Origin of the sequence: Arhodomonas sp. AD133 (assembly GCF_051195215.1) — a bacterium.
Lineage (GTDB): Bacteria > Pseudomonadota > Gammaproteobacteria > Nitrococcales > Nitrococcaceae > Arhodomonas.
In genome coordinates, this window is sequence record NZ_JBNAZM010000012.1 from 1 (window position 1) to 14,091 (window position 14,091).

A 14,091-nucleotide genomic window follows, 5' to 3' on the forward strand; every position below is an offset into this window, starting at 1 on the left:
CCGGGCGGCCCGTCGGCGAGGCGAACAGCTCGCCCCACTCGCGCTCGAACACCGACCAGTCGATACGCTCAGCGAGCTTGACCAGCGGGTGCTCCAGGTTGATGAGGTTCACCAGCTCACTGCGGAAGAGATCGTCCTGCGGCGTGCGCCGCTCGTCCCGAGGACCCATCCAACACCGTCCGTTATTGCAGGGAAACTGCTCTGAGCGTACCAAAAACCGGCAATTACAGAACGCTGGGAAACGCCGAAATCTACGCCGCATCAGTCGGTTGCGAGTTTTTCAGAACCGACTACGTAACGAAACCTTAGTTAACTCGCTTTTGTTACGCAAGTCAACGAGACCATATACCATCCGTATTTCCGTATGGGAACCGGCCGGAAAGACCGAAGTTCATTCGGGCCGGTGGGGCTCCAACCGAACGGCTCGCAAACTCTGCGGGCCTCCGAATGTCCGGGGGTGGGACGACGCGTGCATTTGCCGAGCAGGGGTTCCATTCGATGACGAACCGGCTGCCGATGGATCGGTGGTTCTCGGCCCAATCCTCCAAGAGCACGGGCTGCCAACACTGGCCCATATCCACCGGAAGCTGCGCCGCCCGGGCGTGACGCTACTGCTGCGGCAAGTGTACGGCGCAACGCCACGAACCCGAGTTGAAACCCTCCTATCAGCGTCTGGCAAGCCACTACGGCGTGGAGGTGCTGCCGACACGCCAACGCCGACTCCGTGACAAGGTCGTGGTGGGCGTCATCAGCCTGATCCCAAGTGCGAGCAACGTTGGTTCCGAGGATTACACCGGGTGCCGCAACCAAGGTCTAAAATGTCAAAGACAAATTTTGTAAATACCCTCTAAAAGGAATCCACCATCCCTTTCATTAAGTCGGCATATGTGAGACCTTCCTGTGGCAGGCATTGGCCTTCATCGAACAAGGTCTCCACTTGATCGACAAGCTCGCTTCCCAACCATTCGCGTACCGCCCGACGATGACCATTCCGCCTTTTGTCCTCTTTCAAAGGCCGGCGAGTGCCGCGTTTCAGCAGCGCCGTATACATTGGCACATCCGGCAAAACCGGTGACAATGCTGCCGCTTCGCGATTGGCATTGATGTCGTACGGGATCTTTACACCAGCGGGATCCAGATCGCCGAAGTATCGTATCTCGACGGCGCCGACCTCCCGGACGATAAAGTCCAGGTAACTCCCCGAACCGGCTTCACCAGCAGCGGATGCACGAGACCAGGCGTTGCCGGAGCCGTAGGCCACCGCCGCATACCGCCGGCTGCGTGCATTCCATTCTTTCACGGACCAATAGGAATGATGGTTCTCCACCACCAGTAACGGACGTCCGGCACTGCCCTGCGGCCCCGCTTCGAATGGAATCGGCTGGGGCACCCGGAAGCAGCCCAGATCCGTGAGATGTACCCCGCCGTTGAGCAGATAGCCCCGGGCGTCCGCCAGCGTGTCGAGCCGCTTTTCGTCGCCGAATATCTGTAGCGAGCGCTCCCGAAGCGGTATCGGCGGATTCAGGTCCGGCCGTTGCTTGAGAAAAGCGTTAATGGCCCGGGCGGCACCGATTTGCTGCACATTACGCAGACTCGCCGCAAAGGCCATTTCGGGGAGCCACGACTCCTGATCACGCTGTTTGACGGCCGTCGAGTCCGCCCGCATCCCCCGCAGCCTCACATGGTCCGGGAGGGGCGGTCGGCCCGGGCGCCAGAGATGCGGCGCTTTCGGGCACTCGAGGCTACCCTGCTCTTCCAGTCGCTCCAGCAGGAACCTCAGCCGCTGGCGGCCCGATGCGCTCTGGCTCTCATCCGGCCAGAGCCGCCGGTAGCAGGTCTGCACCGTATTGAGCGCAATCTTCACCCGGCCGTAGGCCTGCAATTCCGCCAACAGCCGGTTCGCATCCTGCCCGTCATCCGCCATGAGCCACCTGTTGTGCCTCCTCGGTTGCTGCACTCCCGCGATGGAACGTCCAATCAGCGACTTCCAGCACGATGCGGCCGGTGTTTCGGTCCTTGCCCGCTTTGCGCAGGCGCACCACGTGGGGCAGCGTCCGGAGGGAGTTGTAGTCCTGGATCCCGGTGGGGAAGATGAGCTGCACACCGAGTTGCGTAGCCATTTCCACCTGCGGCAGCAACAGCGACGGGCTGTTCACCTTGGCAAAGGGGTTGTCCACCAGCAGGAAGCCGTAAGCCTTGCCACCGCCCATGCTCAGGGCGCGCATCTGGGCACGGATATCCGCCATGACCAGATACAGCAGCATGGCCGAGGTCATGCCCTGACCGCCGGAGCCCACGTGGCGGGTGATGGGCACATAGTGCGGGTTGGCGTCCGCCGGTTTGAGGAGCTGGATGCCCAGCTCCCGATCGCCGCGATGCACCTCAGCGTATTTCTGCAGCAACTCCGTGGCCAGTTTGGCCGGGTCCGTGCGCGTCACTCCCGCTTCGATCAGCTCGCGGATATAGCCGTCCACCGCCTGCTGGCGCTCGCTGTACTCGACCCGCTTGAGCTGCTGGCGCACTTTGATGATGGGCTTGCCGCCGAAGTAAGGCACCCCGTCCGGCACGCGGGATCGGCAGGCCCGATCCAGCAGCACGATAGCTTCGTTGGCGAAGTTCATGAGCCGGTTGATGACCACGTCCACGTGCCCCTTCAACCGCTCCAGGATCTCGTTCACGGCCCGCTGACGGGTCCGCGCGGCGTCCAGGAACCGGCTGGCGTTGTGGCAGGCCGACGCGATGTGGGTGCCCGCCTCGGCCATGCTGCGGCAGATGCGCGGTTCGTGCTGCTCGAACTCCGGTGAACTCAGGAATTCGTGAACCGGCCGATAGGCCTTGCCGGCGATCTCTCCGGCCTGTTTGAGCTGCCCGGTGGCGCCGGTGTGGTATTCCTTGGCCGCATCCGCCTGAGCACCGATGGCTTCGATGGTCTCGGTACTCAGGTCCATGGATTCCATGGTCACTTCACTGTCCACGTGAGGCAGCACTTTCCGGGCCTGCTGCAGGTCGGAAATTCCCGCGTCGATACGTTCGACGGCCCTGCGCTGCTGCTCGCGATCCTGGGAGATGGCGTCACGGCGTTCCCGGGCTTCTCGGGCCTCGCTTTCGGCGCGGCGGCTGACCGCGCCGAGCTCTTCCAGCGGCAGCTCGGCCACGTCGTTGGGGATGTTGGCCTTTTCCTGTTTGTGGTGCCGCTCGGAGCGGAAGCTGACCAATTGGTTGCGGGCGGTGGTAACGGCGGATTCCGCTGCCCCCTTCTCTTCCAGCGCCCGCTCCAGTTCGGTCTGACGCTGCTGTGTCTCGGCATCCAGATTCTTGCCGACGAATGCCGCCACGTCGGCCTCGCGCTGGCCACCCAGATGGTGCTCATACGTCCGGTGCGCCTCGTTGGCTCGCTCGCGAGCCACCTTGAGCTGGTTCTGCAGGCCTTCCAGATCCAGCTTGTCCTCGCTTTCGTGGAGGGTCTGCAGCAGGGTGTCGTAGGCGCTCTGAAGCTCTTCCAGGCTGGCATCCGGGGCGGACTGGCCGGATTCGTCGGCCAGGTGGTAGTCCACAGCGCCAAACCGCTGCCGCAGATTGGACCGTGCTGTCTCCGCATCGCGGCGCTGGTCGTTCAGTGACTCCCGCAGGGAGGCATTGCGCTCCACGCCCTGCCGCGCCTCGGCCAGTTGTTCGCCGACGCGGGTAAGGCGATCCCGGACTTCGGCCAGCAGGCGCCGGTTTTCGGCGTGGGCATCGGCGTGGTCGCGCAGGAAGGTCCGCAGTTCGTGAATGACTTTCTGCAGTTCCTGGGCGTCGCCACGCAAACCTTCCAGGCGGGACTTGAGGGTGGCCTCCTGCCGCTCCAGGTCCTCGGCGGCGGTGTTAATGGCGTCCAGCTCTTCGTCGGCTCTGGCGATGCCCTCGTCCAGCTCCGCCAGCTTGTGGCGCAGGTTTTCCAGCCGGTCGCCACCGAATCGGCGGCGGTAATCGCGAATGGTTTCGCGCAGGCCATTGATGACCTCGCTTTCCTGCTTGACCCGCGCCTGCTGTTCCTGCAGGCCGGCCAACTGCTCGTCCGCTTCCGACAGAAGCTCGGCGGCGGCGTTGCGGTCGTAGACGGCATCGTGGGCCGCCGGGATAACGTGGCGATCGTCGCCGGCGTCGGCCGCGTCGGTGCTCGGCTTGGAGACGACCACCGGTTTGGACAACTTGAGATCGGCGAAATCGGTCTCGCGCAGGCGGTCCAGATCCTCGTCGCGATAGACCACCACGCCGAGATAGCGCGCCGGATCACTGTTGACCAGCCGGCGGGTTTCCTCGGCATTCGACGTCACGCCATCGGCGAGATAGCCAGGATAGTCCCGTGCCTGTTCGAAGCCGCGCTCATGGAGGAAGGTCAGCGCCTTGTCGGTATCCGCATCGCCGGGGGCCAGGCCGGTCTCGCGGATGCGCTCCACATCCCGCTGGAGGGCGTTGATGTCGTTATCCAGCCGGCGCCGCTGGCTGTCCCGCTTTTCCGCCAGTTCGGTGAGGCGCTCGTAGACCCAGTCCAAGGCCGGATCGATGTCGTCGGTGCCGAGGAGGCGTTTGAGCTCGTCGTCGCCGGCAATGCGGTCGCGCTCCGTCTCGCCCTCGGTCAGCTGGTCGCGTACCTGCTTGGCGTCCGCACGGTGCTGGCTCAGGCGGGCCTGCACGCTCTCGCGCTGTTGCTGTTGTTCGCGACGGCGTTGCTGCAGTTGGGCTTGTTCCTGCTGGGCGCGCTCGCGTTGTTCCTCGTTGTCGGCCAGGCGCTCTTCATTGCGCTCCAGCGCCGTTTTGGGCGCTTCGTGCTCCACCAGAATGCCGCTTTCGCGCAGGCGGTTCAGGGCACGCTCGTACTGGTCCAGACGCTCCTGGTAGAGGGTCTGCTCTTTGAGTGCTTCGGCCTGTTCGCCTTCCAGACGTTTCTGGTCGGTCTTGAGCTGGGCGTCCTGCTCGTCCAGGCGTTCGACCTGTCCGGTCAGATCGTCGATGCGAGCCTGTTCGGCATCCACATCCACCTGCAAGCGCGCCCGCAGGGCGCTGCCCGCGGCGCGCACCCGCTCTCGAACCGGGGCCAGCTCGGCGCTCTTGCTCTCCAGCAGTTCCCGCTTGGAGCGGACCTCCGCTTCCTTGACGCGCAGCGCGGTGAGGTAATCGGCAGCCTTGATACAGCTCAGCTCACCGCGCAGGACCTCGACCTTCCTGGCGATCTCGGCGACGAGGTCCTCGTTGTCGCTGACCAGTCGGCTCAGCCGCAGATCTTCCAATGTCTCGTAGTACACCTGGGCCTGTTTGGCGGCCTGCTGGACGTCCAGTAACTGCTGGCTGATGGTCTCCAGATCCGCCTCGGCGCGCACCTTCTTCGACGCCTCGATCTCGATACGCGCTTCGATGGCCGCGGCCATGCCCAGCACGTGGGCTTCCGCCTGTCGCAACCTGCCCTCGGCAGTGACGTACTCGCCGGCGGATTCGCCAAAGGTCTCCAGGCGCGAGACGAATTCGTGCAGCAATTCCGAGCGGCGCTTCTGCTCAGGGTACTGGCGGGACTTCTCGATGGTCTGGCCCAGGGCATCGCACACGGCGGCGCCGCTGTCACTGTCCAGCACCATGTCGAAGAAGGCGTGCATGAAGCGGTCTTCGGACTCGAACTTGCTGAAGACGTCCAGGCCCGCTTCCGTCTTGCACAAATCCACCTGTTTTTCCACCAGCCACGGGTCCACCCCGTTGCTGTCCAGCAGTTTCTGCCAGTCGCTCTGGGTGTCGGTGTGCTGGAACGAGGCATTCTCGGCCGGGGCGCGCTTGAGCCAGTTCTTGAGCTGCTCCCGGGTGTCGACGGTGAACGCATTCCCCAGGCCGGCGAACGGCAGCTCGTCGAAACCAAATCCGGGCTGGGCGTCGAACAGGAAGAAGTCCCGGTCCAGCTCCTGATTGTCGCGAACCACCACGCACTGCGCGATCACCAGCCGGCGGTCGCTTTCCACCAGATCGGCATTGCTGGCATCCAGCTCGATGGCAATGACACCGGGGACGCGGTCGAAGTAGTCCCGAAAGTGGTGATGGGGTTTCTGCAGATGCTGGATGAACTTGCGCTGCTCCGGCACGAAGCACGAGGCAATCAGCGACAGCAGCGTGGTTTTACCACCGCCGTTTTCCAGGTTGATGATGGTGTGGTCCGGCTCGCTGTTCTCAGCATTAATGAACGGAATCACCATCCCGTCGTACCAGGCCTCCTGGTAACCGACGCGGCTCAACAGCACACGGCGAATTCGATACATCAGGCCGTCTCCTCGTCCCGACGTTCAGTAGCAATCTCATGGAGGGTCCGCAGCAACGTGCCCGTGCTGCGCGCCAGCAGGATGCGGTAGCGATCGGTGGGCACATAGAAGCCCTCTTCACCGCCGCGTCGTTCCTGCTGCAGCAATAACTTCTGGTTCTCCAGATGGTTCAACACAATCTGGACCAACCCCTGCAGCGACGACGGACTGGCGCGATCGGACTGCGGCATGGTGGCGGGCAGCTCCAGCAGGTAGCGCCACGTCGGGCGCAGATCCATGGGCAGGCTTTCCGGGTCCTCGTCGGCGAGCTTTTTCAGGCGACGGCACAGCTCCGTCACCCGCTCGCGCACTTCCGTCGCGGAGGCGCTGGGCGGGGTGATGTCCGGGTCGTCAATGGCGTCAGCGGTGGGATAAAACGCCGACGCCACGGCCACCTGGATGACCACGAACACCGCCCGATTGGTGTTCTGGGTGTCCCGCCCCAGCGAGGCGCGGAATTCCGCCATGCGCTGGGCGAACAGGCTATCCGGATCGCTGGGCGCCACGACGGCGCCGGTGGCGGTCACGTCCAGCACTTCCAGCTTCAGCCCCCTGGCCACGGCATGAACCACCTCGCGAAAATCCAGATCCTCGCGGAAGCGATTCACCAGGCTCTGGTATTCGCTGTCCCGTTGGGGCGAGGCGCCCCAGCTCAGGCCCTTCTCCACCAGACGGGACGCGTTTCGGATGTCCTCATTGGTCGCCATGATCGTCCTCCCGTCGCCGGATCACCAGTTCCACCCCGGACAGCAGGTCGCTGCTGAACCGGCCCGCTACCTGTGCCTGGGTATCCGCGGCATCGGACTGCGGGCTGAAAGCGGAGATGATGTGATAGGCGATGCAGCGGCGCTCCTGTTCGGACAGACCCTGGTCCGCCGCATGGGTCAACAATGCACTGAAGTTGAGCTCGCCGGCTTCGGCGACCCGTTCGTTAATGAATCGCGTCATTCGTTCCTGCATTTCATTGGGGAAGGCCTCGGCGTCGATCGCAAGGGCTTCCAGATCCGTATCCTGCGGCCGATGATCCGTGCCTTCCCCCTGCTCGCTGAGATCGGCGATGCCTTCCAGCAGGATCACCGGGTCGAAGATGCTCGGGGTGATCGGCCGGTTCATGGCGGTATGCATGGCTTCGGCTGCCTGGCTGATAGGCCCCAGCTTTTCCTCCAGCATGGGCAGCAGCACTTCCGGCTCCAGGTTGGACAGGCGGCTGCTGTCACGCAGGCGAAACGCCCGGTTCTGGGCGTCCAGAAAGCGATCGGGCGCGTCCATGAGGTCCGACTGGAGATTCGCGTGGCGACGACGGCACTCCTGCAGCAGGTCGCGCAAATCGGCAAGCAGTTCGCGCTGGTCCTCATCCAGTGAGGAGGTGTCCCGGTTGTTCACCGCGGAGAGCAGTTGCCCCTCTTCCCGCTCCCGTTCGCAGACGTGGTCCAGGGAGTGCTGGAGCTGACTGCTGATTTCGTCGTAGCCCACCGCGTCCGGATAGCTTTCGTACCGGCGCAGGGTTCGCTCCAGACGGGTTTGGTATTCAATGGTGCGGGTTCGTGCGCGCTCGGCCAGGAAGATGGCATCCTCGAACGAGCCCTTCTCCACCATCTTGCCGATGAGCAATTCCTCGGCCTGCTGCATGAGCGCCGGGTCCACGTCCAGCATGGACAGGTAGGCGGTAATGCCTTCCGGTGTCAGCGAATAGCGCAGTTGCCCGTCGGCCGCCTGTTCGTAGTGCACCAGCCGGAAGCGCCGTTCACGCCACTGCCCTTCGCTCAGCTCGAAATACGGCACCACGAACTCCCGGTGCCGTTCGCGGCCGTTGGTGAGCGTGTCCAGCACGTATTCGCTGATGCGCTCGGCCTTCTCCTCGGGCAGTTCCGCACTCATGCGCCAGGCCTGCCCGCACAGGTGGTCGATGACATCGTCATGTCTGGCACCCAGGCCCACCACCATCTGCACGGAAATGAAGTCGAAAGCCGCCAATGCCAGAACCTTCGGGTCCACGGACTCGAACAGCGCCTCATCACCACCCAGGCGATGCCGGTTCTGCTCGATCCAGAAGATGGGCTGCAGCAGCACCAGGCTGCGCGCCTGGTTGGTCAGCGCTCGATCGCGTTCGGCTTGGCGGCGACGTCTGGCGCCGCGTTGTTCCGTAGACCGCGCGGCAGTTGCCACGTCAGTGAAGAGATCGCCGGAGGAAGGCGAGGTGTGCGACGTTCGTTTCTCGGTCATGGCTCAGCGTCGTGCCCAAACGGTAGCGGCCACCGGCAGACCCAGCGGCCCAAGAGGAAGCTCGCCAGTTTACACCTCAACGGCGGTTCCCCGTTGACCGCCCCGCTCACGCAGCCGGCATACTTCGCAAGGTGTCCGCGCCCGGCGCCCCCAGCTGAGCAGGGCTGGGGCATTGAACTGGAGCTCGACGCAATGGCGTGTCTACGACGACGCCTGGAGCAGATCGTCGCGATTTCCGTGTGTCGGGATCAGCGCGCTGCGGGTGCCCAGCTGGCAACGAAGCCGTCCCGACGGCGGGCCGGCCATTGGTGGTGGTCGCTCGCGATCAGAACTGCACGGAGATTTCCGCCGTTAGGCGGTCGCCGTCGTCGAACTGGCCAAAGAAGCCATCCTGATCGCCACCCAGCCAGTCCCCACCAACGGTCAGCTCATAACGACCGTGGAGACGGTAACGGAGCTCGGCCGTCACCCAATGGTCAGTCTGATCCAGGCCCACCATGGTGAATACGCGCAGCTTGAGACGGCGTTGGAGCCAGTATCGCTCGATCACCCCGCTGGCGTAGTTCCCGCTCGGCATCGCCAGGTTCGCTGGCTCGCCGTCGTCCTCGAAATGGAAGACCTGACCGCCAATCAGCCAGTTATTCGGGGTCCAGTCCATGCCCAGGGCCGCGTGCACCGCATCCTGCTCGCGCTGTACGGGCACGCCGTTGGCGTCGATAAAGCTGCGGTAGCCGTTCGGCGTGTAGAGCAACTCGAAGCGCCACACCGTCGACCCGTAGGGCGCGTCGCCGGAGATGCCGAAGAGACTCTGACGCACTGCGCGAGGGGTTACCCGAAGCGTGTTCGCACCAGAGATTTCGGTGAAATACACCGGCTGATTGGACCATCCACGGTAAGCCAGGGCAGAGAGCTCCCAGGGGCCGGCACGCCCGGTCCATTTCACGCCCACTTCCCAGTTGTCCGGGGTTTCGTCGGGCTCCGCCACCGACTCCAAATCAAGCTCGACACCGACGGGAAGACGTCCCTGCGTCGGATCGAAGCGGGCGTCACGGTCGGGCACACGCCCGGTTTCGAGGTCGGGGACCAGGACAACCTGTATCTCCTGATCACCCCGGTAATAGGAGGCGGTTCCCAGCCAGAGGGGCATTCGTGTACGCACCTCGTCGTCGAGCACGAACTCCCGGGTGTCCCGCGGGTTCACCACGTCGAGCAAGGGAAAAGCGTCCATCTTGCCCCACACGACATTCTGCTTGCCCAGCGACACGGACCAGTCGAGGGAGTCCCGGCTGAGCTCCAGCCGGCGGATGGAAGCCTTCTCGTAGGTATCCGGCTCGATCCGGTCTTCGTGCCGATACCAGCCCGTTGCCGCGAGGTTCCACCCCAACCCTGCCGAGGTTTCCCACCCCAGCTCGACGAGTTTGTCGCTGAGTACGGCTTTGCCTTCCCCCGGACCTGTCAGCCCCACACCTCCCCGATAGAGTATTTCTCCGTGAATCCCGTTCGCACGGCACGGCTGCGAAGTGCCCGTCGTAATGCCCGCGACGAGCACCAGCATCAGGCAGGCGTATACCCGCGGCGGCCGGCTATCCGGCTCAACGCCGCAGGAACCGCTTCGATACATAGAAGTCTTCCACTGACTGATCGATCTTGTCCTCGACGATCTCGAGGCGTGTTTCCCGGCCGCTACGCCGGTCCTTCATGGCCTGCCGGGTGGGCCGCCAGTAGCCGGCGATCCGGCGAAGGCCGCTGGCCGTCTCGACTTTCACGATGTCGCCGTCGTCGCCGAATAGCTCCACCCGCACGGGATAGAGCGACTCCGTCTCGATCCAGTACACCTTCTTCGAGTAGCCACTCGCCTCACGCTCCTCCGCGGTGCTCGGTTTGGCTTCGACGACGTGGCATTCGCCGTCGGTGCCCTTGCAGGCGGTCGAGCGAAGCAGTCGGAAGTCGTACTCGGATATCTGGTAGTCCTCGAAATCCTCGTAGGAGTACTCCGTGCCCATGTACTGATTGCTCTTTTCCTGCCCTGCGATGCGCCGTATCCGTCGCGAGGAAGGCAGGTAGAGCCAGATGTCGTTCTGCCCGCGGTTGTCGTCCACGATCAGCAGCCCCGTGCCCTCGAAGACCGGCGGGCTCTGGAATTTCTGAAGAGTCCTCTCTTCGTCCGCGCCGTTTTTCGAGTAGGTGACGAACTCGCGAACCTGCTCCACCTCGCCGCCGGCCGAGACAATCTCCATCCGGTATTGAATGACCTCGGTGTCGCTCTTGAGCTGCTCGTCGGAGCGACGAACCAGCGTTTCACCATCTTCCGCCGCCACCGCCGGCGTCGCCGCAATAAGACACAGTGCCGCGACAGCGGCACCGCAGACCCGCAGACGATTCATCCAAGCCTCCTTTGCCTGAGCAGTTGAACCAGTGGCGTTGTGAGGATGGTGCGCACCGACGGTGCGGCCGCCAGCGGCAACGCCACGAGTGCCGGCAGCCAGGCGACGGCGAGGCTCTGCCAGCTCACGTCGGTGAGCACCAGAAACCAGGCGTCGCTCAGGCGTGCATTCAGAAAACGTGCAATCGTATAGCCGATGGGCATCGATAGAACGATTCCCATGAATCCCAGCAACGCCACCTCGCCGACGAGCATTCGCCGTACGGTGCCATCCGCGAATCCCAGGACCCGCAGTACCCCGTACTCCTGACGCCGCTCCATGACGGTGAAGGACGTGCTGGCGATGAGTATGATCACCGCGACGACCACGCTGAAGGCGGTGGTGACGTAGATGATCGAGAGTATCTGGGAGGTCAGGTCGAGCACCTTGCGGGTGAGCTCATCCTTCGGGGTGACACTCGCCACGCGGTCCATGCGCCGCAGCTCGGTCGCCACCGGCCCCGGAGCACCCGAGGTGCGCAGCAGAATACCCGTGACCTGGTCTTCCATGTCGAGCCAGCGCTGCACGGTCTCAAGCGGGGCGTACACGGCACCGGGTGTGGTTCCCGAGAAGACGCCGGCCACCTGCGCGGAGAACGTGTCATCGTCGCGCTCCACGGTCAGCCGATCCCCCGGTTCGACGCCAAGGCGTTGTGCAAGGTTGTATTCGAGCACGATCGCTTCTTCGTCACCGGGCTGCAGGCCACGTCCACTGGTGATGTTGGTTCGCCGCATGGACGTACCGGCGGGCACGCCGGTGAGCAGTGCCGGCTCACGGCTGCCGTCATCGCTCAACCGGACGTTTCCGCGCAAATAGCCTTCCACGTCGGAGACGCCGTCGACGCTGCGGTAAGGGCCCAGCTCGTCGGACCACATCGGCACCATGAAACCGACGGACACATCCCATCGGTCACGGTCGAACCCGCGGTCGATGGTGTACAGGTAGGAATCGCCAGCGATCAGGTACGACAGCGACACCCCCAGGGCGAGCCCCACGGAGATGACTGTCAGCCCCGTGACGACGCGTCCGCGCATGAGGCTGCGCAGCGGATAGAAAACGGTAATGTGGTTGCGCAACCCGCTGACCAGACGCATCACCCGGCCACCGCCGCCGCGGGAACGCGATGCCTCCACGCCGCGAACCGCCTCCTGTGGTGTCAGCCTCAGCACCCTCGCCAATGGCCACGCCGCCATCAGAAACGTGCACAGCAGCACGCCTGCCAACCCCTGCCCCAGGTAGGCAGGTCGTACCGCCAGTAGCGGATCCGGCATCCCGAGCGCGTCTGCATAAATGAGCCCGAAATCGTAGAGAGTCGCGTAGGCGACCGGTATGGCGATCACGGCCGCGCACACGGCGACCAGGAGCATCGGATAGCACTGGGCGAGAACCAGCCGGCGGTTGGGATATCCAAGCGCCATGTAGACGCCCAGTGTCTCCTTCTGTGCCGCAATCCAGCGCACGATGAGGAACAGCCCGACGATCACCGTCGCCACCAGGAACACCAGGATGATGGCCGGCACGAAGATGGCGAACGCGTCCAGATCCACCTTCAGGAACAGGCTGCCGAATTGCTGGGAACGTGGTGTCACGGCATCGATCTGCAACCGCTCCGACAACCGCTCGCGTACACGCTGGCGTACGTCCGCGGGATCGGCGCCCTGTGCATAGGTCACCCGCACGCTGTTGACCAGCGAGAAGTTAAGCCGGTCCGCGATCAGCCTGTGCGGCGCGAAGACGACACCCACCGCCCCCTTGAGGGGGACGAAATAGTTCGGGCTGGAAGGAGCGAGCAAGTAGTCCGGGCTTAGCGCAATGCCGGCGACGTCGAGATCGTAGCGCGCATTGCCCACCTTGAGTGTCAGCGCATCGCCGGGTTCCACGCCAAAGTGGTCGGCGAAGGTTCGCTCGATGAGAACGGCGTTGGGCGTTTCGCGTTCGAGCCCCGTTCCCTGCAGCACCTGCAGCTCGTCGATGGGGGCCGGGTCGGCGAGATCGCGTGTGATGACCGTCGACGCGTGCCGGCTGCCATCCGCGAGGACGAGCTGGCCCGGCGACATCAGTCGCGTCGTCCACGTGGCAACACCTTCGACGTCATCCAGATCGGGAACATTGGCCCGATCCGACGGCACGAAGGTCACCTCGAGGTCCGCCGCGCTCAGCTGCCGGTAGTAGGTGTCGCGTGTCGAATAGAGGCTGTCGATCGACGAATAGATGCCGATGAACAGCCCCGCCGCTATCCCGAGAATGGCGGCGATACCGAGAAGCCGGTAACGCATCCCCCACGCCTGGCGATGCGCCCAGACCAGTGTCATCGTAGCGCGCATGACTACTCCCTGTCCTGGCGGAACTCAGCGCTCGACGAGGTGCCCGTCGGTGACCTCGTAGGCGCGATCCGTGTACTTCGTGGCTGCGTGGTCATGGGTGACCATGACCATGGATGCGTGGGATTCCCGAACCCGCTCGGTAAGCAGCTGCATCACGCTGTCGGCGGTATGCGGATCGAGATTGCCGGTGGGCTCGTCAGCCAGGATCAACGGGCTCGCTTTCACCAATGTCCGGGCGATGGCGACGCGCTGCTGCTCGCCCCCGGAGAGCTGACCCGGAAACTTGTCGGCTTTCTCCGCGAGCCAGACCGAATCGAGCACGTCGCGGCATTTGGCCTCGTCCTCGCGGGTCGTGCGGCGAAGGGCCTGCAACGCGGTGAGCACGTTCTCGAATGCCGTGAGACCGGAGATCAGGTTGTAGAACTGAAAAATGAACCCGACGCTTTCGGCGCGGTAGCGTGTCAGCTCCCGCGGCGACAGCGCGGTCACCTCCCGTCCGTTGACACGGACGGTGCCACCGTCGGCGTAATCGATGCCGCCGAGAATGTTCAGCAGCGTCGATTTCCCGGTACCCGAGACGCCCAACACGGCAATCGTTTCACCGGGAGCAACCGCCAGGTCGAGACCGGACAGCACGGGCTGCGGCCCCTCCGGCCCCTGGTAGGATTTCTCCAACGCTTCGACCTCGATCGCCAGCCGCTTCGGGCCGGCTTCCTGCCGCGCTGCACGTTCTGCCTCCATGGCGAGCATCCTCTGCATTGTTCGGCAATTGTGCCGAGGTTCATGTCACGCCGCTGCCGCATG

Annotated in this window: 8 protein-coding genes and 1 pseudogene; all 9 read right to left on the reverse strand. The window is 64.0% G+C overall.

Translation table 11 applies throughout. The features are described 5' to 3' along the window. Nucleotides 1-169, reverse strand: a pseudogene (locus tag ACPEES_RS09220) (IS5/IS1182 family transposase); the annotation flags it as partial. A gap of 678 nt (nucleotides 170-847) precedes the next feature. Then, entirely contained in the window at nucleotides 848-1,924 is a 1,077-nt protein-coding gene (locus tag ACPEES_RS09225; protein ID WP_435103177.1) for a hypothetical protein, read from the reverse strand. After that, on the reverse strand, nucleotides 1,914-6,278 hold the full coding sequence (locus tag ACPEES_RS09230; protein ID WP_435103178.1) for a hypothetical protein: 4,365 nt from the start codon (nucleotides 6,276-6,278) through the stop codon (nucleotides 1,914-1,916). The genes ACPEES_RS09225 and ACPEES_RS09230 overlap by 11 nt, the downstream gene beginning before the upstream one ends. Continuing rightward, the gene (locus ACPEES_RS09235; protein ID WP_435103179.1) at nucleotides 6,278-7,024 is read right to left on the reverse strand and encodes a hypothetical protein; all 747 of its coding nucleotides are present in this window, start codon (nucleotides 7,022-7,024) and stop codon (nucleotides 6,278-6,280) included. The genes ACPEES_RS09230 and ACPEES_RS09235 overlap by 1 nt, the downstream gene beginning before the upstream one ends. Next, nucleotides 7,011-8,540 (reverse strand): hypothetical protein, encoded by a 1,530-nt coding sequence (locus ACPEES_RS09240; RefSeq protein ID WP_435103180.1) that lies wholly within the window; start codon nucleotides 8,538-8,540, stop codon nucleotides 7,011-7,013. The genes ACPEES_RS09235 and ACPEES_RS09240 overlap by 14 nt, the downstream gene beginning before the upstream one ends. Before the next feature lie 325 nt (nucleotides 8,541-8,865). After that, entirely contained in the window at nucleotides 8,866-10,161 is a 1,296-nt protein-coding gene (locus tag ACPEES_RS09245; RefSeq protein WP_435103181.1) for a hypothetical protein, read from the reverse strand. Beyond that, nucleotides 10,133-10,924, reverse strand: a complete 792-nt coding sequence (locus ACPEES_RS09250) for an outer membrane lipoprotein-sorting protein (protein WP_435103182.1) — start codon at nucleotides 10,922-10,924, stop codon at nucleotides 10,133-10,135. Before ACPEES_RS09250 ends, ACPEES_RS09245 begins: the two co-directional genes overlap by 29 nt. Continuing rightward, the gene (locus ACPEES_RS09255; protein ID WP_435103183.1) at nucleotides 10,921-13,287 is read right to left on the reverse strand and encodes an FtsX-like permease family protein; all 2,367 of its coding nucleotides are present in this window, start codon (nucleotides 13,285-13,287) and stop codon (nucleotides 10,921-10,923) included. Before ACPEES_RS09255 ends, ACPEES_RS09250 begins: the two co-directional genes overlap by 4 nt. A 24-nt stretch (nucleotides 13,288-13,311) precedes the next feature. Further along, nucleotides 13,312-14,028: an ABC transporter ATP-binding protein gene (locus ACPEES_RS09260; RefSeq protein WP_435103184.1), complete on the reverse strand. Its 717-nt coding sequence runs from the start codon at nucleotides 14,026-14,028 to the stop codon at nucleotides 13,312-13,314. Between the last annotated feature and the right edge of the window lie 63 nt (nucleotides 14,029-14,091).

What these genes read in the sequence shown, in the direction of transcription:
- ACPEES_RS09225 (WP_435103177.1), bottom strand. Translation starts at nt 1,924, where the DNA reads ATGGCGGATGACGGGCAGGATGCGAACCGGCTGTTGGCGGAATTGCAG.
- ACPEES_RS09230 (WP_435103178.1), bottom strand. Translation starts at nt 6,278, where the DNA reads ATGTATCGAATTCGCCGTGTGCTGTTGAGCCGCGTCGGTTACCAGGAG.
- ACPEES_RS09235 (WP_435103179.1), bottom strand. Translation starts at nt 7,024, where the DNA reads ATGGCGACCAATGAGGACATCCGAAACGCGTCCCGTCTGGTGGAGAAG.
- ACPEES_RS09240 (WP_435103180.1), bottom strand. Translation starts at nt 8,540, where the DNA reads ATGACCGAGAAACGAACGTCGCACACCTCGCCTTCCTCCGGCGATCTC.
- ACPEES_RS09245 (WP_435103181.1), bottom strand. Translation starts at nt 10,161, where the DNA reads ATGTATCGAAGCGGTTCCTGCGGCGTTGAGCCGGATAGCCGGCCGCCG.
- ACPEES_RS09250 (WP_435103182.1), bottom strand. Translation starts at nt 10,924, where the DNA reads ATGAATCGTCTGCGGGTCTGCGGTGCCGCTGTCGCGGCACTGTGTCTT.
- ACPEES_RS09255 (WP_435103183.1), bottom strand. Translation starts at nt 13,287, where the DNA reads ATGCGCGCTACGATGACACTGGTCTGGGCGCATCGCCAGGCGTGGGGG.
- ACPEES_RS09260 (WP_435103184.1), bottom strand. Translation starts at nt 14,028, where the DNA reads ATGGAGGCAGAACGTGCAGCGCGGCAGGAAGCCGGCCCGAAGCGGCTG.